This is a genomic window from Paenibacillus sp. CF095 (assembly GCF_900101225.1).
Lineage (GTDB): Bacteria > Bacillota > Bacilli > Paenibacillales > Paenibacillaceae > Paenibacillus.
Genome location: NZ_FMZN01000001.1, coordinates 1,153,023 through 1,174,377, shown reverse-complemented (window position 1 = coordinate 1,174,377; position 21,355 = coordinate 1,153,023). Strand labels below are relative to the sequence as shown.

The 21,355-nt window shown below is 43.5% G+C and carries 24 protein-coding genes and 1 pseudogene; 8 read left to right on the top strand and 17 right to left on the bottom strand.

The annotated features are described in order from the left end of the window. Window positions 1-7 precede the first annotated feature (7 nt). Window positions 8-919 (bottom strand): carbohydrate ABC transporter permease, encoded by a 912-nt coding sequence (locus BLS69_RS05285; protein WP_091029118.1) that lies wholly within the window; start codon window positions 917-919, stop codon window positions 8-10. A gap of 16 nt (window positions 920-935) precedes the next feature. Beyond that, entirely contained in the window at window positions 936-1,865 is a 930-nt protein-coding gene (locus tag BLS69_RS05280; RefSeq protein WP_371129061.1) for an ABC transporter permease, read from the bottom strand. 608 nt (window positions 1,866-2,473) lie between these two features. Between BLS69_RS05280 and BLS69_RS05275 the strand changes: the two genes are divergently transcribed. Next, complete coding sequence (locus BLS69_RS05275; protein ID WP_176872602.1) at window positions 2,474-3,067, top strand: CPBP family intramembrane glutamic endopeptidase; 594 nt, start codon at window positions 2,474-2,476, stop codon at window positions 3,065-3,067. Here BLS69_RS05275 and BLS69_RS05270 read toward each other — a convergent pair. Both BLS69_RS05270 and BLS69_RS05265 read right to left on the bottom strand, forming a co-directional pair. Beyond that, entirely contained in the window at window positions 3,038-3,403 is a 366-nt protein-coding gene (locus tag BLS69_RS05270; protein WP_091029112.1) for a cupin domain-containing protein, read from the bottom strand. The genes BLS69_RS05275 and BLS69_RS05270 overlap by 30 nt on opposite strands. Window positions 3,404-3,491: 88 nt before the next feature. Further along, window positions 3,492-3,854: a cupin domain-containing protein gene (locus BLS69_RS05265; RefSeq protein WP_091029110.1), complete on the bottom strand. Its 363-nt coding sequence runs from the start codon at window positions 3,852-3,854 to the stop codon at window positions 3,492-3,494. A 159-nt stretch (window positions 3,855-4,013) separates the two neighbouring features. On the opposite strand from BLS69_RS05265, the gene BLS69_RS05260 reads away from it, so the two are divergent. Continuing rightward, window positions 4,014-4,880 (top strand): LysR family transcriptional regulator, encoded by an 867-nt coding sequence (locus BLS69_RS05260; protein WP_091029107.1) that lies wholly within the window; start codon window positions 4,014-4,016, stop codon window positions 4,878-4,880. Between the two features lie 18 nt (window positions 4,881-4,898). On the opposite strand, the gene BLS69_RS32070 is transcribed toward BLS69_RS05260, so the two are convergent. The 3 genes and pseudogenes from BLS69_RS32070 to BLS69_RS05255 form a co-directional block, all read right to left on the bottom strand. Further along, window positions 4,899-5,066, bottom strand: coding sequence for a hypothetical protein (locus BLS69_RS32070; RefSeq protein ID WP_165980208.1), 168 nt, complete (start codon window positions 5,064-5,066; stop codon window positions 4,899-4,901). Between the two features lie 55 nt (window positions 5,067-5,121). After that, window positions 5,122-5,394 (bottom strand): annotated as a pseudogene (locus BLS69_RS32520) (glucoamylase family protein); the annotation flags it as partial. Window positions 5,395-5,408: 14 nt separating this feature from the next. Beyond that, window positions 5,409-6,305 (bottom strand): DUF3131 domain-containing protein, encoded by an 897-nt coding sequence (locus BLS69_RS05255; RefSeq protein WP_256332226.1) that lies wholly within the window; start codon window positions 6,303-6,305, stop codon window positions 5,409-5,411. A 440-nt stretch (window positions 6,306-6,745) separates the two neighbouring features. Here BLS69_RS05255 and BLS69_RS05250 point away from each other — a divergent pair, with 440 nt between their 5' ends. Then, window positions 6,746-7,726 carry a serine hydrolase domain-containing protein gene (locus BLS69_RS05250; RefSeq protein ID WP_091029106.1) on the top strand — a complete coding sequence of 327 codons (981 nt, stop codon included), beginning with the start codon at window positions 6,746-6,748 and terminating at the stop codon, window positions 7,724-7,726. Between the two features lie 84 nt (window positions 7,727-7,810). Here BLS69_RS05250 and BLS69_RS05245 read toward each other — a convergent pair whose 3' ends face one another. After that, entirely contained in the window at window positions 7,811-8,833 is a 1,023-nt protein-coding gene (locus BLS69_RS05245) for a serine hydrolase domain-containing protein (protein ID WP_091029103.1), read from the bottom strand. 143 nt (window positions 8,834-8,976) lie between these two features. Continuing rightward, on the bottom strand, window positions 8,977-9,570 hold the full coding sequence (locus BLS69_RS05240; protein ID WP_176872600.1) for a TetR/AcrR family transcriptional regulator: 594 nt from the start codon (window positions 9,568-9,570) through the stop codon (window positions 8,977-8,979). A 183-nt stretch (window positions 9,571-9,753) separates the two neighbouring features. Here BLS69_RS05240 and BLS69_RS05235 point away from each other — a divergent pair, with 183 nt between their 5' ends. Then, entirely contained in the window at window positions 9,754-10,692 is a 939-nt protein-coding gene (locus tag BLS69_RS05235) for an alpha/beta fold hydrolase (RefSeq protein ID WP_091029098.1), read from the top strand. A gap of 141 nt (window positions 10,693-10,833) precedes the next feature. Here BLS69_RS05235 and BLS69_RS05230 read toward each other — a convergent pair whose 3' ends face one another. Together BLS69_RS05230 and BLS69_RS05225 are read right to left on the bottom strand one after the other, a co-directional pair. Further along, window positions 10,834-11,562 carry a DUF1361 domain-containing protein gene (locus BLS69_RS05230; RefSeq protein ID WP_091029096.1) on the bottom strand — a complete coding sequence of 243 codons (729 nt, stop codon included), beginning with the start codon at window positions 11,560-11,562 and terminating at the stop codon, window positions 10,834-10,836. A gap of 29 nt (window positions 11,563-11,591) precedes the next feature. Then, entirely contained in the window at window positions 11,592-12,137 is a 546-nt protein-coding gene (locus BLS69_RS05225; protein WP_143023554.1) for a hypothetical protein, read from the bottom strand. A 351-nt stretch (window positions 12,138-12,488) separates the two neighbouring features. On the opposite strand from BLS69_RS05225, the gene BLS69_RS05220 reads away from it, so the two are divergent. Together BLS69_RS05220 and BLS69_RS05215 are read left to right on the top strand one after the other, a co-directional pair. Further along, window positions 12,489-13,130 (top strand): spore coat protein, encoded by a 642-nt coding sequence (locus BLS69_RS05220; RefSeq protein WP_371129060.1) that lies wholly within the window; start codon window positions 12,489-12,491, stop codon window positions 13,128-13,130. A gap of 238 nt (window positions 13,131-13,368) precedes the next feature. Next, a complete protein-coding gene (locus tag BLS69_RS05215; protein WP_091029089.1) occupies window positions 13,369-14,325 on the top strand; it encodes a hypothetical protein in 957 nt (318 codons plus the stop codon). 99 nt (window positions 14,326-14,424) lie between these two features. Here the strand turns inward: BLS69_RS05215 and BLS69_RS05210 are convergent, their stop codons facing one another. Together BLS69_RS05210 and BLS69_RS05205 are read right to left on the bottom strand one after the other, a co-directional pair. Then, the gene (locus tag BLS69_RS05210) at window positions 14,425-15,360 is read right to left on the bottom strand and encodes a sigma-70 family RNA polymerase sigma factor (RefSeq protein ID WP_091029086.1); all 936 of its coding nucleotides are present in this window, start codon (window positions 15,358-15,360) and stop codon (window positions 14,425-14,427) included. Between the two features lie 33 nt (window positions 15,361-15,393). After that, window positions 15,394-15,840 (bottom strand): carboxymuconolactone decarboxylase family protein, encoded by a 447-nt coding sequence (locus tag BLS69_RS05205; protein WP_091029083.1) that lies wholly within the window; start codon window positions 15,838-15,840, stop codon window positions 15,394-15,396. 414 nt (window positions 15,841-16,254) lie between these two features. Between BLS69_RS05205 and BLS69_RS05200 the strand changes: the two genes are divergently transcribed. Further along, window positions 16,255-17,301, top strand: a complete 1,047-nt coding sequence (locus BLS69_RS05200; protein ID WP_091029081.1) for an aromatic ring-hydroxylating oxygenase subunit alpha — start codon at window positions 16,255-16,257, stop codon at window positions 17,299-17,301. Window positions 17,302-17,814: 513 nt separating this feature from the next. Here the strand turns inward: BLS69_RS05200 and BLS69_RS05195 are convergent. Beyond that, window positions 17,815-18,576: a cupin domain-containing protein gene (locus BLS69_RS05195; RefSeq protein WP_091029078.1), complete on the bottom strand. Its 762-nt coding sequence runs from the start codon at window positions 18,574-18,576 to the stop codon at window positions 17,815-17,817. Between the two features lie 145 nt (window positions 18,577-18,721). After that, a complete protein-coding gene (locus BLS69_RS05190; protein ID WP_091029076.1) occupies window positions 18,722-19,774 on the bottom strand; it encodes a leucine-rich repeat domain-containing protein in 1,053 nt (350 codons plus the stop codon). A gap of 109 nt (window positions 19,775-19,883) precedes the next feature. On the opposite strand from BLS69_RS05190, the gene BLS69_RS05185 reads away from it, so the two are divergent. Then, window positions 19,884-20,213 carry a hypothetical protein gene (locus tag BLS69_RS05185; protein ID WP_176872598.1) on the top strand — a complete coding sequence of 110 codons (330 nt, stop codon included), beginning with the start codon at window positions 19,884-19,886 and terminating at the stop codon, window positions 20,211-20,213. 89 nt (window positions 20,214-20,302) lie between these two features. Here the strand turns inward: BLS69_RS05185 and BLS69_RS05180 are convergent, their stop codons facing one another. Together BLS69_RS05180 and BLS69_RS05175 are read right to left on the bottom strand one after the other, a co-directional pair. Beyond that, a complete protein-coding gene (locus BLS69_RS05180) occupies window positions 20,303-20,908 on the bottom strand; it encodes an SMI1/KNR4 family protein (protein WP_240768049.1) in 606 nt (201 codons plus the stop codon). Between the two features lie 20 nt (window positions 20,909-20,928). Next, complete coding sequence (locus tag BLS69_RS05175) at window positions 20,929-21,351, bottom strand: hypothetical protein (RefSeq protein ID WP_091029071.1); 423 nt, start codon at window positions 21,349-21,351, stop codon at window positions 20,929-20,931. Window positions 21,352-21,355 lie beyond the last annotated feature (4 nt).

The following is a 21,355-nucleotide window of genomic DNA, read 5'->3' as shown; positions in this document are numbered from 1 at the left end:
TAACTGTTTAGCCTTTAACAGAGCCGATCATGACCCCTTGGACAAAGTAACGCTGCAGGAACGGATAGATTGCCACGATGGGCAGTGTGGAGACCACAATGACTCCATATTTAATCAGCGATGCCGTTTCTGCCTTATTATTCATGGCGGTCGCCACCTCGCCGTTGATTGATGAGCCTGTGGTTTCGGCCGTCATTTCCTGAAGGACAAGGATCTGACGCAGAACCATCTGCAGCGGATACTTCGCTTCATCATTTAAATAGATCAAGGACGGGAAGTAGCTGTTCCAGTGGCTCACCCCATAGAACAGGGCCATAACGGCTACAATCGGTGCCGACAGCGGTAGAACAATGCGAATGAACAGCTTTAGATTTGTGCAGCCGTCTATGTGCGCTGCTTCCTGTAGTTCTTTTGGGATGGTCGTCTGGAAAAAGGTGCGGGCCACGACGATATTCCAGACCGAAGCGGCCACAGGCAGAATCAATGCCCACATGCTGTTCATGAGTCCAAGGTTCTTGACCAGCAGATACGTCGGCACAATTCCGCCGCTGAAAAACATCGTGAACAGAATGAGGCCCATGAACAACTGGCGCCCGACAAAATCAGATCTGCTGAGCGCATACGAGGCCGGCAGAGTGACGGCGAGATTGAGTAGAGTCCCCAACACAGTGTAAATAATTGTGTTCCAGTAACCACTCCATATCTTTGGGTTCTCAAACACAAGCTTGTAGCCGTCCAGTGTTACATTCTTCGGAAACAACCACATTGCTCCCGAATTGACGTCCTGCGGTGAACTAATTGAAGCGCTGAGAATATAGATGAGCGGATAGAGAACAACCAGCAGTGTAAGACCTAAATAAATATAAGTGCTGATCAGAAAAAGCTTGTCCCCCCTGGATTCTTTCATCGCAGTAACCATAGACTTCAACTCCTTTCTACCAAAGGCTGTTCTCACTGGTGCGTTTGGCGATCTGGTTGACCGTAACAAGTAAAATAACGTTAACTACCGAGTTGAATAATCCCACGGCCGTTGAGAAGCTATACTGGGCGTTCACCAGACCGGCGCGGTATACATAGGTGGATATTACATCGGAAGCTTCCATATTGAGTGAATTCTGCAGCAGCAAAATCTTCTCGAAGCCAAGGCCCAGTATATTACCAATATTTAAGATCAGCATGATCGTAATTGTGGGTAATATCGTCGGCAGATTGATATGCAGCACCCGTTTCATTCGGCTTGCTCCATCCATAATGGCCGCTTCGTGGAGCTGGGGATCTACGCCTGACAGAGCCGCGAGATAAATAATGGTTCCCCATCCGGTGCTCTGCCAGACGCCGGAAAATACATATACTGTCTTAAACCATGCGGGATCAGTCAGAAATTGTGCTGGTTCAAGACCAATGAGTTCGATGAACCGGACAATCATTCCGCTGGAAGGTGATAAAAAGGTAATGATCATACCTGCCATGACAACTACAGAAATGAAATGGGGTGCATAGGTCACCGTCTGGACCGATTTCTTGAACGGGCCGTTGCGGACTTCATTAAAGGCCAACGCCAGAATGATAGGCAGCGGAAATCCGATGGCAAGTTCATAGAAGCTGATACTGAATGTGTTCCAGAGCAGATCCCAGAAAAAATAAGAATTGAAGAACCGTTCAAAATGCTCAAAACCAACCCATTCGCTGCCTGTAATTCCTTTCGAAGGTACGAAATTCTTAAAAGCAATCTGAATGCCGTACATCGGACCATAATGAAAAACAAGGAAATACAACAACACGGGAAGCATGAACAGATATAGTTCCCAATTTTTCCAAATTCTTTTGCCAAGGGAATTCCTCTTCAATGAAGGATTTACGGATATTACAGTGTGACTCTCCTTCACTCTCCCACTCCTTTCTATGTCTTTTTCATTAGATACGATGATGTTGCTGCTTTGCGTTCTTGCTGACCCCTTTTTGGTAACGCTTACAGTTCGAAGTATAGTGAAACTAAGATGACACAGTAAATATGTAGCTTCTGCATTGTCATGTTTAGGATGTGTAAAACCGCGCTACTGCGGTACTTTCCGTTCAGCCCTGATGAAGATGGTTGCAGAAGGAGCAAGGCTGTAAATATGTGAATTACGAACCTCTCTTCACGCTGCAAAAGATACATATTGTGATCACAAGCAGGAATGCAAACATTTGCTACGTCAATGCTCTCCACAAAACAACCTGAGGACCTTGACTCCATTGGCGAAGTTACTTTGTTACGAACAGATCAAACTGACGAAACAAATTCAGAATGTCCTCCTCTCTCCGCATGCTTTCTGAAAAAGAAACGAGACCTTCTGCTTTGATTCGGATCTCTTGACCTCTCCATTCAATTCCTGATTAGTAACTGAACAATATTCTGATAAAAAAAGCTGTTGCGGGGGGACACTACGTCACAATCTATAATGAAAAAAATATGATAGAAGGAGTGTTCATTATGTCTGAGAACCATGCAAAGGAACAGTATAAAATACTGTTGATCGCATTACTAACGCAATCAGCTTTTCTATTTATTGGATTTATTTTTATTGGTTTTTTTAAGTGGGGAGGAATATTACCATTTATAGCTTCCTTATTCATGCCAAACGAGATTAGTATATTATCCGCAATCATCATCGGTCTTATTTTTAGTTTTTTTATTACTACGATTGTTCTATTTACATTTATCAGAACAAGAGCAGAACTCCCTAAAACCGAGGGATCAGATATGATTAAAAAAATAATGATCAGACCACGTGGTATAGCTTTAACGGCGATAGGTGGTATATTTGAAGAATTCTTTTTTAGAGGTGTCCTGATCGGATTATTTATTGGATATTCTTTGTTCCTGGATTGGCTCGTCATTCTAATAAGCACTTTTCTATTTTGGATAATACATGTTCCTCAATATAAAGGAGCTACGGGTAGGGATAAAATAAAAAAAAGCCGCTATCTGAGCGACTTTCAATGGAACAATATTATTGTATCCTGCCAGTATGTTTGTATTGTTTCATCAACTTCATTATATCCAAATATCATTGACTGCTGTTAATTCCGACTCGGTTTCCCCAGTATTTACTACTCCCCTGGGCTCTATCATCATGATATGACATTCCTGGTGTGCAAACGTTTTGTGTTCGACTCCTCTCGGTACAATGAACATCTCTCCTTCGGAAATCTTTACTTGGCCATCGCGGAAATAGACAAACATCTCCCCTTTGATCACGATAAACACCTCATCGGTATCTTGATGATCGTGCCATACAAAATCCCCTTCGATTTTAACCAATTTAAACTGATAGTCATTCATTTCACCAATAACTTTCGGAGACCAATGTTCATTGAACTTAGATAATTTCTCATTAAAATTAATAGGTTGGTAACTCATATTAAACACTCCTTTTTATTGAGGCTTTAAGGCTTTAGTCTATTGATTCAAAATAAGCATAAATAATTCATGGATAAGCGGCGGTTCATCAAATCCGTTGAGGGATTGAAACGGTTCGTTCATTCACTATATTTCCTGTATTTAGTGTAGTTTTTGGTTCGATTAATAATAAATGGACCTCATCTTCAGCAATTGGCTGATGTTCAATACCTTTAGGTATAATCACAAACTCTCCTTCGTTAACAGCTATTTCACCGTCTCTCAAACGGATGAGTAGTCTCCCTTTCCATACAAAGAACATTTCGTCCTCATGATCATGGTGATGCCAAATGAATTCTCCCTTTATCTTCACCATTTTTACGTAAGAATCATTCAACTCTCCACTTATTCTGGGATTAAAATAATCATGGATTCGCATAAATTTATCTTGTATATTGATCTTTGAAATCATGAGATCCCCTCCTCATTATCCGATAACGAGATCATCAACCCATTGGCAATGGTGTTAATCCCTCTGATTCATTAAGTTTACATCCTATGATGCATCACGTAAAATTAAATAAAAGTATATAGATCATCATAATATGTGATGCAAAAGGAGAGGGCTGTTTTGGATATTAGGTCTTTGGAAGTGTTTAAGGCAGTAGCCATTGAACAAAGCATCACCAAGGCTGCTGAGAAATTGAATTATGTACAGTCCAACGTTACTGCACGAATACAACGTCTTGAGCAAGAATTGGGCGTTCCTCTGTTATATCGATATCATAAGAAGGTATCCTTAACTCCTGCAGGACGTGAGCTTTTGCCGCATGTAAACAAGTTGCTTTATGATTTCGAGGAAGCGATTGAGGCAGTTAAGCTTTTATCTGCCCCGCGGGGAACCTTGCGAATTGGAGCTATGGAGTCAACTGCTTCTACACGATTGCCATTGATCTTCACACAATATCACAAGAAATTTCCACAAGTAGAATTAAGCTTATATATGGCACCTACCGTAGATCAAGTAAGTACCATTCTCGAATATAAGGTAGACGGTGCATTTGTGGATGGACCAATTCTTCATCCAGAGATTGTTGAATACCCTGTCTTTGAAGAATCTCTAGTTTTGATTACGAGTTTCTCTCCCAAGCCCTTTCAATTAGAATCGATTTTACATGAACCACTGCTTTCGTCTTTCGCCCATTGCATCTATTTGGGACGTTGGCAGCGATGGCTAGAGGATAATGGTTATGCTTCTATGAAGGTCATGGAATACGGCACACTAGAGGGTGTCCTTAAATGTGTCGAGCACGGGCTAGGAGTCACTGTTTTACCCGTGTCTATGGTTGAATCACGCATACAGCAGGGGAAAATTAGCTGTCATCCATTACCGGAATCGTATGGAAAAGTGCCCACGGTGTTTATAAGACGACGTGACTCGTATATGACAAGTGCTCTCTCACAATTTATGGAGCTGGTGGGCATAACTAATCTGTGATTTATTTCCATATACTCACTAGCATGTTTGGTGTGAGCCTTTCTCCGTCAGAATTGTCGCAGCCGCACCTGCGGCCTCGCCCCCTGTAACGTAAATTCCATAATCTAATCCATCTGCGACTTCATTATCAAGGGTAAACGCAAAAACGGAACGAAGCATGCTGATACCCTGCTTCGTTCCGCCCATCTTTTTATCTTCGTCCCATTTCGTTAGTGAACATGCTCTAATCTAAAGCAACCCTTTATTGAATGGAAAAAACTTCTTTTTTCAATAATTCTTCTGGCGTCTGCCCTATCACATCACTGTGAAAATAATCGCGTATAACACCATCATGAAGATAGTTGGCGATCGACACCATAATCATCCCTTGATCCAGTGCCAGATAAGCTTTTGCAAGTTCTCCCGTTTCAACATTGACTGAGTCATAGAACCCATATTTGCCAAACATTTTGAAGTTCTTTAAAGCTTTAATGTTCTTTCGAACAGCTTCAGGGGCATAATCCAGGGCAAGGAATGTTGCGTGTGCTGTTACCGTTGCTCCGTCTCTTTTTCCTTTATGACCATACCGGGCATAAGAGCTTCAAACATACTGCCTCCCCAGCTTGGCACGAACTTTTTGTCCTTGTATACATAACTTCCTTCAAACACATCCACTCCATCGTACTTAACGGATTTGCCTTGAGGAATCTGAGCTTGCCAATCCCATTCTTGAGGTAATGTGCGATACATCTTCCACCAATGATCTTGGGGAACATCACCTTTCCCAATGGCAATATAGCTGCCTACACGTGGTTCCGTATAAAACATTCCATAATGGTGGTCCGTCAGCGCGCCTTTAGCCACATCATAACCTCCGCGGAATTGGCCGACTTCAGGATCATATAGCGGAGTATAATTCATATTTTTAACCAGCTTGCTTGTTTCCCCATGAAGTTCTTCATAGGCTTGCCCAACAACAATTAAACCAGCGGATAACCAGCCATTATCGACTTGGGAAATAAATTGTCCCCAATCTTTCTTCACTGAACCGTCATCCGTGTTATACCAGTTATAAAATAGGCCGTTCCACTTTTCTAACTTTTCGAGGGAATGTATAGTCGTTTGCAGGCGTTGTACAGCTTCTTTCTTTGAAATAATGCCCAATTGTTGCGCTGAAACGGTGCTCATCATATACATTGCGATGTTTGTGGGCGAGGTACGTTTAGCTTCTTCTATCCCGTTTTCAGTATGCCGTACTTCATCATAAGTCAAGCCAGTGTTCTGATCCGTATAGTCCTCAAAAAACGTATAAGTTTTGTATGCAATCGCTTTCAATTCTGCTCGAAATCCATTGTTTGAGTCACCTGCTGAAGCCATAGGAGTTAAAGCTAGATTAGCTAACAGACAAAAAGTTAAAATGAAGCTGAATCGTTTTACTTTTTTCATAATTATCTCCCTTCAAATGGATTCGAAACGTTTCGTGTATATGTTATCATAAATTTCCCATTTCCGTAAACAGGAAATAAAACGCTTACAAATATTGATTATATTATGGATCATTTATAAATATAAATTCGAAACGTTTCATTATTGAACCTCATCTAGGCAGCACACGCAGGATTATATGACGTATTTGATCGTTTGAGGGACTTTTAGATTCTAAATTGAGGAGATAAAAGCCTGACTCCATAGGAATCTCAGGCTTAATCCTTTCTCGTATCCATTCTGAACCGTTTTAAGTTGCTTACATCGAAAATCGCATTTTACATGCTTGCTTTGACATAATAATGTAGCGCTGGTTGAGCCCTACCTCGGGAGTATGCTAAGATAATGGACACCTATTTCTACAAAATCCTATAACAAATCAACCGCACAGAAAGGACACTATGAATTCTTCATCACTGTCATCCAAATTAGAACATATCATTCCACCGCTGGATTTGCGAAGCTGCCTCGTCAGCGTACGCGGTGAGATCCTGTATGAACACTACCGCAACCAAGAGGCTGCGACTGATATTGCAAAAATCAATTCATGTACCAAGAGTGTGCTATCCGCACTCATCTGTATAGCAATGGATAAAGGCTTGTTGCCAGAGGCATCAGCCCCAATCTCCACCTTTTTCCCACAGTTGACATCTGATCCTGACCCGCGCAAACCAGCGATCACACTGGAACAACTGCTTACCATGACAGCCGGATTCAACTGGGACGAGTTCGGCGGGCAGAATTCATTCCCTCGCATGACCCGCACCGATCATTGGGTAGATTTTGCGTTGGAACAACGCCTAAGCCATGTACCAGGTACATACATGGAATACAACTCCGGAGTATCACAGATCCTATCCGCCATCCTGATGCAAAATGCAGGTATGAACGTAGCCGAGTTCGCGGAACGTAATCTTTTTGGCCAGCTGGGAATTAAGGATTATGAATGGGAAAGCGACCCTCAAGGTGTACATACTGGCGGATTCGGTCTTAAGATGTTACCCGTAGATCTGCTGAAATTCGGTCAGCTGTTTCTACAGCAAGGTATTTGGGAGGGTGAGTCTCTCATTTCAAGTGATCTCGTATCCCGTTCTACGCAGCCTTTCATTACGGTCACTCCACCAAATCACGGCAGTTATGCTTGGCATTGGTGGGTGGATGTTTATCCAAATGAAAAGTCTGCCGCTGAAGATATTGCTTCTGTAGACGACAAACCCAATCTCCATTATTATTACGCGCGAGGATTTGGTGGTCAGTATGTATATATTGTCCCCGAGCTCGAACTTGTTACGGTGTTAACCAATGACAAACGAAAGAAAGAGAAACCTCCGCTGGATGTTTTCCCTCGGTTAATCGCCCCTGAGCTATGGAAAATGTTATAAACGCAAGCAGTCCTTTTATCCTTTTTGACCAATGAACCCCCAACCTTGTGGCCATAACCTGACCATTGGTTGAGGGTTTATTTGTCATGCCAAAGCTTCTTCGATGGCAATCGTTATTGGATACGGACCAGACTCTAGATTAGAGATCACAACCAGTTGCAGATCATAGTTCGGATACACGGAAGACATGAACGACACCCCTGGATCAAACCCCATGACATGAAATTTAAAAATCTCTTCCCCCTTGTGGTCAATCCAGATCCCCTGCCCATAGTACTCTTCATCCTCTTGATGGACATGTGGAGTTAATAACTGACGTGTTGTCTCTGCATTCAACAATTGGTGACCCAGCAAAGCATCCCAGAATCGAATCATGTCTGGTGCCGTAACATAGGCCCCGCCATCTGATCCACCTTTGACTGGGATGGAGAATATATTGGTGTTCCAGGAGCCATCTTCATGATCGATATACCCTAAGGCTGTGTTGCGCGGAAGCTGATCTGTTACGAAATAACCGGAGTCCTTCATGCCACACCTTTTGAAAATGTGCTCTTCCATATAATCTGTAAACGACCGTCCTGAATGCTGTTCTACGATAAGCCCCAGCACAATGAAACCCGCATTGTTGTAGTGAAAACGTTCACCCGGAGCAAACTTCATTGGCATATGCTGAAACATGGGCAGAAAGTCACTTAATCGCCGCATCGCGTAAACCGGTCTGTCTTTCCACAATGCTGAAAAGTCTTCCATCACATCTTCATCGAAATAATCCGGAATGCCTGACGTGTGTGTTAACAACTGCTGGATGGTAATCCCTTCGTCCCACAGTGGAAACTCCACATCCAACACATCGTTCAGCTTGGAATAAGCAGATAACTTACCCGCTTCAATTAGTTGGCATATACTCACTGCCGTGAAGATCTTACATCCTGATGCAATTCCAAAGCGTGTATCCACCTGATTGGCAAGCTCTTCACTACGATTCGCATAACCACGTTTCATATTCAAAAGGGTTTTCCCGGCTTGCTGGAGTAATACAACACCCGAAAAATTCACACGTTCCATGACTTCTTCTACTTTTGTTGTCAGCTCTAATACATTCAACATTTTGTTGTTCACCTACTTGTCTATGTATTCATTACATTCTCATTCTTAATTCTTCGTCATCTCCTGCATACCTGCCAAATTTGCATAAAAAGAAGGATTACTCCCTTATAAAAGGAAATAACCCTTCTTCCTACAACGTAAGATTAAGTTGGACAAAGTGTGCTCAAATGCTGTTCAATCACTTGTTCCATTCGTTTTGCTGTAAGTCTATCTGGCTGCATTAACATATGAATGGCGAGTCCATCCACAAGAGCATATAACTTCTCGATCTCCATCTCGGCATCCAGATCAGGATGTGTCACACCTTGCTTCTGCAACTCCTGTATTACCCATTGAACCGACCGATACATCCCTTGATGCATCTGATCACTTAACTTTTTTAATTCCGGATACACCAATAATTTGGCTGTAAACGTAAACCAAACCTCCATTTCCATGATTCTGTCTTCGTCCAACGGGAGAAATTGCAAGAGCAGATTCTTCATATCCTGCAATACAGATCCACTCATCTGTAACGCCTCCACCCTTTTCTGTACCCGTTCTGCAAAAAGATTCATGCAAAAGGTGAACAATTCGGCCTGTGTGCCAAAATAATGCCGCATGGACCCTACGGATAGTCCCGCTTCCTTCGCTATATTCCGAACTGTAGCATGCTCCAATCCGTGCACTTGAATAACCCGAATTGCTGCATCAGCAACGATTTTCCTTTGAGCTTCATGATCTACGATTTTTGGCATGACAACATTATACACCAAACTTCTCTTTTAGTAATACACTGTGCTATAATACTTTTTAATACATTGTACTAAATAAAAAACAGCTGTAGGAGAGGAATTCATAAGATCATGCATACAACTATCCCCGCCTCAAAACGTAAGAAATTCAGTGTTCTCACCTTCATAGTAAGGATATTCTGCACAATGCTACTCCTGTTCGTTGCAGCATTTCTTTACGAGTGTTTTGCTTCGTCGCAGGCCAAAAAGGACTTTCCACCTCCAGGTACGTTAGTTCAAGTCGGCGGTTACCAACTACACATTCATAAACAAGGCAATGGTTCACCGACCATACTCATGGAGGCTGGAAGTGGTGAAACCAGTTTGTCGTGGAGAGACATTCCTGTGGAACTAGCCCAACATGCAACGGTTGTCACGTATGATCGTGCAGGATATGCTTGGAGTGAATCTGCACCCACAGAACGTACAGGTGCAAATATCGTCAAAGATTTACATGCAGCTCTGGAGAAAGAGAATATCCGCGGCCCTTACATTATGGTAGGTCATTCCCTTGGGGGTATGTATGCTAGACTCTTTGCACAGACCTATACAAATGAGGTTCAGAGCCTTGTCCTCATTGATGCGAGACCTGAGGATGATGAACGGAATACAAAGGCTCTGTTGGAACAGGCTCAGTTTCAGGGAAACCCACCTGCCTCCTTGTTATCTTTACTGAAGGTATCTGGAGCTTTCAGATTATTTCCAGACTTTATGCTTGATGGTCTGGTTGCCAAGCAAGATCGGGATACCTTTGTTAATGTGATTGCTACCCCTTCCTATTTTCACGCCAAAGAAGAAGAAGCCCTCCACGCCCATTCAACAGAAGATGCCATTCGTGGCCAACGTCTTGGATCAATCCCTGTACGTATCATTGCACGCGGACGTCCTCAAGACTATGCTAGTGCAGGGATTTCGGTTGACATTGGGCAGAAGCTCGAATCCATATGGCAATCGGGGCAACGGAACATGTTGAATATATCGAAGGATAGTCAGCTCATTGTGGCCACCCGCAGTGGGCATATGATTATTCACGATGAACCTGAACTGGTTGTGAAAACAATCCTTGAGCTAATCTCTGATAAGTAGAGATATTTTTCTTCAGAACATCCTGCGCTCGATCCAATGTTAAAGGGCTGTTCCGATAGCCACGTGTATGACTTGGAACAGCCCTTTAAGCAATATACCTTAAGATTAGATCGAATGAGTTCGGCCTTAAGAAAACATACGTTAGCGTAACGCTTGCAGGTCTGACTCAGGACTTCCTGCACTCTTCTTCATTTCACGGGGAGACCTCGAATTAATCAGATAATACAAAGTGGCGTAAATTGTAGTAATAAACGTGCCAAAAAACAGGCAAAACGCCAGAGACGGGCGGCTTACACTTTCGTGCATCAGCTCAATCAGCGTCTCGCGATTCGTCAGTGCATCCCAACTATTCAGTCGATATACACGTCCAAGCAATACCCCATAACTCCCCAAAGCACAGCCAGCCAGTACAAAGATCCAGGATGCCCAGCGTCCAATTCGGTGATAGATCACTTCCTGAAGCTGATACATTGACAGGAAGCCAAGCAAGAGTCCAGTCCAGACAAACATTAATACAACACTCAAGTCGTACCAATATGTGTAGTCCACTCCGTTCCCACCATAATACCGGGAACTTCTCGCTGTCAGATGAATCAAATCCGTAACAATATAAGAAGAGTTCGGGAAAAATAATAACCACAGCAACCCACTTGCAACTGCAAGCCATACGGCACCTTTCCATTTCACATCACTTAAAAGATAGGCTGCATAAGAGAACACAAAAGGAATCCAGCCCAAGAACAGATTCCAGATCAGGAAGCGGAAATAACGCTGATCCAGCCAATCTGCGGCTACATAGTACAAGCCAAGTGTTACTGCAGTGACCACACTAAGGAAAATAAATATGCGAATATAATTCAGTTTTCTCAATGATTCTGACCTCACTTGATAAAATTCAATTAATTTCGAAAATATTGGATGATTTCTTCCTTATTCTTTTCAACACGTAAATTCAATCCACGTTTATCCTTTAATCCATACTGCTGTAATTCATGGCCTGGATCAAGCACCAACGGTTTAGTCGCCACATCAACCAGCAAGTCCATCGTCAATTGATAGGTTTCCCGTATCTTGTCCATCGGCAGAGAAGATTCATACCGTTTAATCAACTCAATCAGACGTTCAGCGTACACGAGACGAACCATACTGTCTGCACTCTTCAATTGTCTTGAAGCAAATGCTGTAATGGCCTTAATTATACTGGGTTCTGTCCGATGTTTGGCAATCAACGCAAGTTCATCCACCGCATCCCAATTCATGATAGACAGCTCGGAACTTAATTGTTGAATTCGCTCTCCTATCCATTGTTCCTCTAACTCTTGGGGTACGACCCATCGCTTATAGTCCGCATACACGCCTTCTCGATGCATCTGTATAGCGCTCCCGTAATGTTTGACGAACAAATCCTTTGCTACACCCCAATCGGTCTCTTCCATCTTAGCCACCACCATGCCTATTCCTATTTGTGCGTATACTCCTAACACATTACATAAGTTTACTACTCTCTAAGCATACTATAGAAGTTGAACTATACATTTGCACGAGAACGTAGAGGACAGAAAGAACCTGAAGAAGTGAAGCGTTCGCTAAAAGCTTTCTACAAGAAAGCTACTTCGGAAGCATAAGCTTATCACCGGATTTTCACCTTTGTAAATTGAATTAAAAATCTGGGGATAACAGCGATCGGAAGGTTGTTCTGTCATCGGAGTGGCAAGTGTAAATATTCTTTCGTTCAACTTATATAGAATCATACCATTTACCAAAGGAGAATCAAATTTACAATGAATCCAAATTCCATGAACCCTCAGAATGTAGTACAACCCACATTGAATGCTAATCCAAATGTCACCCCTAACATGAATCATGGCGGCCATGAGATGTTCGACGTGCACGAGATTCTGTCCTCCAGCATTAACGTGCTGGATCAATACATGATCTTTCGTACATTTGTACAGAGCCAGGAACTGATTGGCATTCTGGACCGGCAATACAACTTCATATTATCCCAGTACAATCTGACAGCAGAGTGTTTTGCATCCGGACAGAAGCCTCATCAAGAGACAGCTACCTATATGATCCCCAACATGGTACCACCGGTATATGGCCTTAAGCCATCAGCACCGAAAAAACCAAACCAGAGCTTGGCCGATGTAAAGGATGCCGGGATCAGCGGTCATATGCTGGGACTGATCAAATCACATGCGAGTCTGCTCGGCATGTCCTGTAGCGAGATCACAAATGGGACGGTTCGCCGAGTCATCGCTTCTCAGATCCAGCATTTTATCGAGATGGCCTATGAAATTTTCATGTTCCAGAATAAAAACGCCTATTACCAAGTACCTCAACTCACCCCAAGTGATACACAGCAGATGCTTCAGGCATACATTCCAGCAACCGGAGCACCTCAGATGCCTAATAGCAATAAACCACTTCATTAATTAGAAAATAAAGTCCAAATACCTAGAACAGTCTCTTTAACCCTTTCGGGTCTAAGGGGCTGTTCTTTAATTATGTAATCTTTTTCCTACTGAAGACACTTGATTCGCTTACCAGAAACTGGTTTAATCAAAGACAGAACTTACATATTCAACATACGGATCATACATATAAAATACGGTGAAATGCGGTTATAAGAAAATTCAAATGACTTTTCTTCATTAATGGGGAGGTATACAAATGAGATGGAAGCAACCTGTTAAACTTGGTTTACTGGCTATGGCTCTTGGCTGTACTGCCATTGGCTCAACACTGACGACCTCAACAACACTGGCTGCACCTGTCCCCGCTTCCAAAGCGGTGTATCATCAATTCCAAACCTATCGAACAGAAGCAGTGAAGTCCACAGAAAGTCTGATTAAAGCACGTAAATACCTGATGAATCATATCGATAAAGCCAGCCCTTGGCAGGCCACACTAATGACGCTGCAATTGGAGAACATGCAGAACGTAAAGCTGGCTGATGTGGATCACCAAATGTATACGGAACAATTTCAACAGGCCATATCTCAAGCCCATGAACAACTTGGTTACGAACAGAAGATTACATATAGTCGTCTGCTCAAAGAAATTAAAGATCCGAAAGCGAAGAAACTTCTGCAGGAAGCATCTGATCTCGGGTTCAAACTGGAAACCAGTGAAGGCTTGTATTACCCCATCATCAATTATGAGATATACCAAAAGTTCAAGCCTTTTGTAAAGGCTGATATTGCTGCGTACATTGATATTATGGCTACCGAGTCCAACCAAATGACGACTTCAGATGGTGGCATTATCATCTCCTGGAATGAATTAATTCAGCGTACATTGGAGAAAGAAGCCTTTTTGAACAATTTTCCGAATTCCAATCGTACATCTGCAGTGAAGCAGTGGATATCTGTGGATTACCTGTTTTACGGAAGTGACAACACGCCTGCATATGATTGGTTCACTGACGACGAAGAAATTCGCACCATAGACCCTGAGGTGAAAAAGGCTTACGAGAAAGCTTTGGCTAAGCGGGAGCCCAATACAGAGAGTGTTATTCTGGACACTATGGAAAAGATTTTGCTGCTCCTCAATCAGAACAATGATGAGCTTACACCTGAAGTCAGAGCAATCATCGAAAATGTTCAACAACAATTTGCTCCGGAGTAATTGGATGCTGAATATCAAAATGTAAATGCCAAAAAAGCGGCAGTCCTCGAGACAGAGGTTGCCGCTTTTAAGTTTACATTTCAACTCCTTACGTTTGGATCAAAGAGTTGAAGTGTATATTGATGTAAGTTTGTTCGGATTTACGACGAGATACACGCCCTCAATCCGCTCTCCAGAAGCGTCCAACTCCAAACAGAGTACCTCGGACAATTGTCCTTCTTTCATCAACGCAAGTTGAAGCTCACCATTGATCCACATGGGTACCCATTCTCTTTCACGCAATCGCGTAAGGACTCGCCGTGAGGTCAGAAGTGCAAGCACACCTTTGTGCACGTTCATTGTTCTCATAACCGTATGCACAACGCCACCGCCATCTGCTGTAAATACAGGCTGATCTGCCAGTAACTCCAGCATGGCAGAGACGTCATAACGAAGGAAAGCCGATGTAAAACGGCTCAGCAATTCACCTTTAGCTATCATATCTGCATCACTTTGCTCGATCGGCGGAAGTCTTTCAGGCAAGTTCCGTCTGGCGCGGCTAAAGATTTGACGGCAGTTACTCTCCGTTTTGCCCAGCCAATCCGCTATTTCGGAATAATCATATCGGAACGCTTCACGAAGTACAAAAACAGCGCGTTCCATGGGTGATAGACGCTCCAACATGACCAGATAGGCATAGGAGATCAGTTCTTTTTTCTCCATCGTTTCCTCTGGCATGTTCGACTCTTCACTGTCACCCATCGGCTCTGGCAACCACTCACCAACATAACTTTCCCGCTGATTACGGGCGGAATTTAGCAGATTCAAGCTTCGGTTCACAACCAATCTGGCGATGTAGGACTTGGGATTACGAATATCCTGAGCAGACGTGCTCTGAATCCCCGCAAAGCAATCTTGCACAATATCTTCAGCTTCTACCACACTGCCCAGCATGCGGTAAGCTATTGAAAATGCATATTTTTTATAACGAATATACAACTCACCAACATCCAGAGAAGACACATCTGGCTCATTGGCGTGGAGATTGGAATTCATAAGAATGGCCCCCTCTGGCATGGTGCATGTATTTTATTTAAAGCAACCCGGATACATCCCTGTTGTAATCGCAATCCGGTTCCAATTGTTAATCGTGTTAATGGCCAGGATCAGATCCACCAGTTCGGATTCACTGAAATGTTCACGAACCTTATCGTACAACGCAAGTGGTACACCGTGTTCCGAGATTCGGGTCACCGCTTCAGCCAGCTCCAGCATAACACGTTCTTGATCCGTGAAGAAAGCCACTTCACGCCACACACTCAGCAATAAAATATGATCCGCATAATCTCCCAGTTTCATCAGATCTTTGGCATGCATATCGAGACAAAAGGCGCAGCCATTGATCTGGGACACGCGGATTTTTAACAACTCATACAATACTTTATTTTCAAATTGGCCGGATATATATTGCTCCATTGCCATCATCGCTTTAAAAGCACCTGGACTAGCTACTCTGTAATTCGTTCTTAAATTCATTTTTCATTCGCCTCCGTCATTTGGTTTACATACTGAAGACAAACGACGGCCGGAATCTGTGACATTCTTTGCGAAAATCTTTTTATACCCACAAGAATGGTTGCTCAACTAACGAATATTCACACTGCAAATTCTGATGGCAGGACAACCTCCATGGAGTTGATAATCAGTAATGGAAAGAAATAACATACTGAATGTCTGTCCTCATTCTATAAAATTAACATCTAACGTAAGAAAAATCCGCGTTTTTCCGTATCTATGTACGTTTTTTACTGATCTGTTTGTGATTTCAACCAAAAGTAGGTTGGATATATTGATACTTTGACCAAAGGAGTAGTAACATACGGCTAACCAAGTTAACTTTTCTAACACAAAAAGAGAATCGTTTATTCATATCGGCAAGGAGTGTTTCCTATGATAACTTCCAATGCAAACCGTAATGTGACGTCCGAATTGCCTAGAGGCTGTACGTTCACCGCTGAAGACTGGCATGTTTTATCCCAATATTGGTATCCGATAGCCCAAGCAACCGAAGTAACAGACAAACCACTTGCTGCTCAATTACTCGATGTGAAGCTGGTTCTCTATCGCAGTAATGATCAGGTTGTGGTAGCCAAGGATCTTTGTTTTCACCGCGGGGCTCCACTTAGCAAAGGCTGGGTAGAAAATGGCGAGATTGTCTGCCCTTATCACGGTTTTCGATATAATTGCGAAGGCAAATGTACCGCCGTACCTGCGCACCCAAGTTCCAAGATCTCGCCTAAGCTCAAACTTATCGTGTACCCGGCAGTTGAACGTTATGGCTTAATATGGACTACACTGGCAGGAATGGAAGAACAGATCCCCTCCTTCCCTGGTTGGGATGATCCGGATTATATCAATATTTTGCCACCCAACTTTGACATTGCTGGTTCCTCTGGACGACAAATGGAGGGTTTCCTGGATGTATCCCATTTTGCCTATGTGCATACCGAAACGTTTGGTGACCGAAACAACACAGAAGTCCCCCAATACAAAGTGAAACGCGAAGGTAATGAGTTACTGGCCGAGTATTGGAGTACGGTGAGTAACTATGGCAAAGGGCAAGATCTTGTTGCACCTGAAGGTTTCCAATGGTTGCGCGAGTTTCGAGTGTTCCCACCTTTTGCGGCCTCTCTTACGGTACATTTCCCAGGAGGCGACAAGCTGAATATTCTGAATTGTGCTTCACCGATCTCTGCCCGTTATACACGTCTATTCTGTCCAATCACACGCAACTTTGACAAAGACGCTCCGATTGAAGACACAATCAAGTTCAACTTGCAGATATTTGAAGAAGACCGCGAGATGGTCGAGTCACAGAAACCGGAGGATCTGCCCCTTGATCTGCATGCCGAAGCCCATATTCCCGCTGACCGTACTTCGATTGCTTATCGTCAATTATTAACGGAGCTTGGCTTGGGACGAAATTACACATCGTAAATTAAATCATATAAATACTAGGGTGTGTCTTCAACCTCAGGCAATCTATCGATGATGGATCTCAGCGCCTAAAAAGTCTTGAAGTACTATCCTGCGGTCTCTGGGGAATGGGTTGAAAATTTTCTTAGGAACTCAGGACATCTTATTTGGCCTCTAGGTCCTCATTTAAAATTGTAAGGAACATCAGACACTTTACTTCCCAAAATCCCCCGATAAAAACACTTCATACGGCTGTTTATTCTGATATAACGTGTCTCAGATTCTTTAGATTTCTGAGCACGCCTCAAATCCTTGATTAAGACGCCTACGATTCGTTAGCACTCCATGCTTCGGACACGTTCAGGTATGTATCGGCTTTCAGCAGGTTTGAAGACACCTTTAATCAACAAAAGAAGCGTTCTTTTGCGAACGCTTCTTTTGCTATACCTAATTTAACTGAAATACCTATGTGTATTAGATAACCTCAGCAAATAAAGTTCATCTTTCCTCTTGATTATTAGTATTCACAGGAAGCTATCTATAATACGGACAGCCCGGCTCATGGATAATACGTGGATCAACCCAAGTGCCCCAGTACGGAAGACGGTTCACGTAAGGTTGCATGTTTGGCTGTGTGTTGGGTTGCATGTTTGGTTGCATGTTTGGTTGCATGTTTGGCTGTACATTGGGTTGTACATTAGGCATTACGTAAGGCTGATGATTCACATTTGGAGCACTGTTAGAGGCGGGAGCAGTTGAAGTTTGGCAATCTGCCGGCGGGCCAATGATCACTGTTTTTTGGATCGGAGCCAGCGCTTCTTGAACTTTTTTCTCGTCCAGACAGTACGTATAAGCCAAAAGTTTTGCAGGTGTAAGACGTAAGGTGTCTGAGCCAAATATCGCCTCAGGAACAGGAGCATCAAAAACTGCCAGTAAGTGTGTATGATCTGCAGTAGCCACTTCATAGTGCCACCAGCCTTGAGGAACGTTAGCCACCTGCCCCGGAGTAATCGGGAAATGAAGCAGCTCGTTGGTAAACGGATTAATGAGGGAAACAACTGCCGCACCGCTGATGCAGTATACCAACTCCGTTGCATTCTGATGCGTATGTGGTTCAACCACATTGCCCGTGTTGAGGAAAATATCCAGTAAAGAAGCATTGCCCAGTGTGTTTAACTGCTTGATGGAAAGAGAGTTAATATAGTTGTTCTCATCCTTCTTGAATAACGGGTTATTGCTCAAATCGTAAGTAAATTCGGTGGTTGGTAAAGTGTAATCCATGTATGAGGTTGCCAAAATAAAACGCCTGCCCTTCGCTCTCGGTTTAGGTCATAACCTATATGCCAGCTTATGCCCAGCGCCCAGATACGTGACATTTCCACCAATTTTCATCCCATAACAAATATCCCTGACTCGGACATCCCGAGCAGGGCTCTATTCATTACATGTTCTTTTTCATTTCCCAGACTTCTTCCCAATGTGTACCAAATGGAATATTCATTAAGTCTACATACTCCAGCCAGTGCATTCTTGTGACAACATCCGGAGTTCCCTCAATCAGTGCATTCGTTACCAGTAAAGCACGCAGATTCTTCAGTTTTTCCAGCTCCGGAGGGAGTTCACGTATACCAGAATATACTATCTCCAGATACTTCAGTTCACTTAATTCACCAATCTCAGGCGGGATGCAATTTAGTCCCAATTCAGATTGTGGTCTGGGCCTCCAACCAGGTACAGATTCAAAAGGGCTGCCACAATAAATTCTTAACTCTTGAAGTTGCTTGAGTTTCCCGATCTCTGCCGGAAGACGCTCCAGATCCAGCGTTGTAATGACCAATCTTTCCAATGAAGTCAGTTCGAAAAGACTTGCAGGGAGCGAGTACAGATTCTGCTCAAAAATCGTCAGCTCCTTCAAGTGCTTCAACTCCCGAATTCGTTCGGGAAGCTCACTTAAACCGTGTAAGCTGATATCCAGCTTATCGGTCTGATGCCTGATCGCATCGTCCAGAAGATGATCAATTTCCTTATGACGGTCCAATTCAAAGAACAACCCCGGAATCCGCTCCATAAGTTCACTCGCTTCTTTGTATGTAATCCTCATGCCGTACATATGTTCATGGGCAACAGAGAAAAAATAATCATTTCCGTCTTCTGTTATAAAACAAAGATCGTCCGGCAATGCCGGGTAACACCAATCATGAAAACGATTAGCTTCTTCTTTGAGCACTTGACCCGATTCCGGTGTACAGCGATATGTATAATAGGTGCCTTCGGAATAATAGGCTCCGCTTTTCAGCATCATCTCTTCCATCGTAGCACGTTCCACAAGATAGGGTTTCAATCTCTCTAACACACGAAACACTTCCGGTATCTCGTTCTCTTCGTACCTTTGTCTATCAACCAGCATAAACCGGTCTGTCTTCTCGATCAATTCGTCAATCAACAGTTCATAGGCCGTTCCTTTTGGATCCGTGTGAAAAGCTACGGCTACCATATGTTCACCCCTCATGGCACTATATTCATTAATCTTTAATCTGTTGTATCATCTGAAACCACTGTGGCATAGGCTGATATCATCAATCCAGTTATTGGAGGCTTGTTACATGGCATACGGCCCTGGTTCAGTATCATCCCCGCAACCTGCGGGTTATCCTTACCCTTATTATCCACCACCGCCACCGTACCCGTACCCTTATCCCTATCCATACCCGCCCATCGTTCCTGTTCCACTGCCATATCCGATCGGTGGTCCTTGGTGGCATGGTGGATATCCCGGCGGTGGTTACCCCGGTGGACACCCTGGTCATTTCCCGGGAGGTGGCTATCCCGGTGGACCTCACGGAGGTGGACCTGGCGGTCCGGGTGGTCCAGGTGGACATGGAGGATCTCCAGGCGGCGGAGGATTTCACGGACATCGTTTCTTCCAGTGGTAATCATTAGACTTATTCAAAGTACTTGTTCAGATAAAGGAGCTGCTTCGGCAGCTTCTTTATTATTAAGGAATTATCTAATCGTTCAGGATTTAATACGTGATCTCATCCATCATCTTCAGATTACAGTTCGACATGCTGAGGAGAACCGTGAAGGTAGGTGTAAGGTAATAAACAAAGTCTGGATCGTGCACGTACATGATAATCTGCCCATACGTCCCTTCCTCCGTTGGATCGAAATCGAGCATCAGATACAGTGAACCTCCCGCAATCGTTGCAAAAGGAATCCATGGTTTATGGAACAGGTATGGCTTGATCTCCAGGTCCAACTGGCTAATCTCTTCGGCAGAATAATACTCTTCAAGCTTCTCATCTACTTCACAGAAGTATTGTTTGGTCTCTCGAATCTCTTCCAATGACATCAGATAAAAAGGTGTACAACGCCCACCCTCGGCATCACCTGGGTACAGCACATGTAACCCGTAACCACTGCCATCTTTGCTTTGGTAAAAGGTACGAAAATCGCCAGGCAGCCGGACGCCATACTCCTTTTCGAATAGATCCAAACTTTCCTCGGATGCACCTTCCCGATGTTGATATTCTTCGAACAATTGCCGAATCTCTTGATCCTGTATTCTCTCATCTAACAAGTGATTCAGCTCGTCCATTAACACGTTTAATGATACATTCCGCTCCACGCTGACCACACCTCCCTATCTCAGCCCTTCTCTTCTTGTAGATATTGATGATATTCCCAAAATGCTTCTTCCTCTCCGCCGCCTTCAATCAGAACCATGACTGCATAAGATAACAAATTAAGCCATTGTTCCATCAACGCCACCTGTTCGTCCGAGATGAGGTTGTTGCTGCGAAGCATACCCTCAGGTTCAACGGCCCAGGCGCGTGCCATATGAGTAATTCCCCATAGACATGCCATGACTTCCCGATCCAGTGAAGGCCGTGCAAGTTCTGATGCCAGTACCCGCAGTATCTCCATCAACTCATGAAAATTCTCCTCAATTAAATGGCCACGAAAGGGCCGCAGACTGCCAATAAAACCGTTCTCCATCTTGGGATGACTCAGATCATCATAGGAAAAAGCATGACATTTTAATAACATTACTGCCTCTTCACGTTCCATTCCT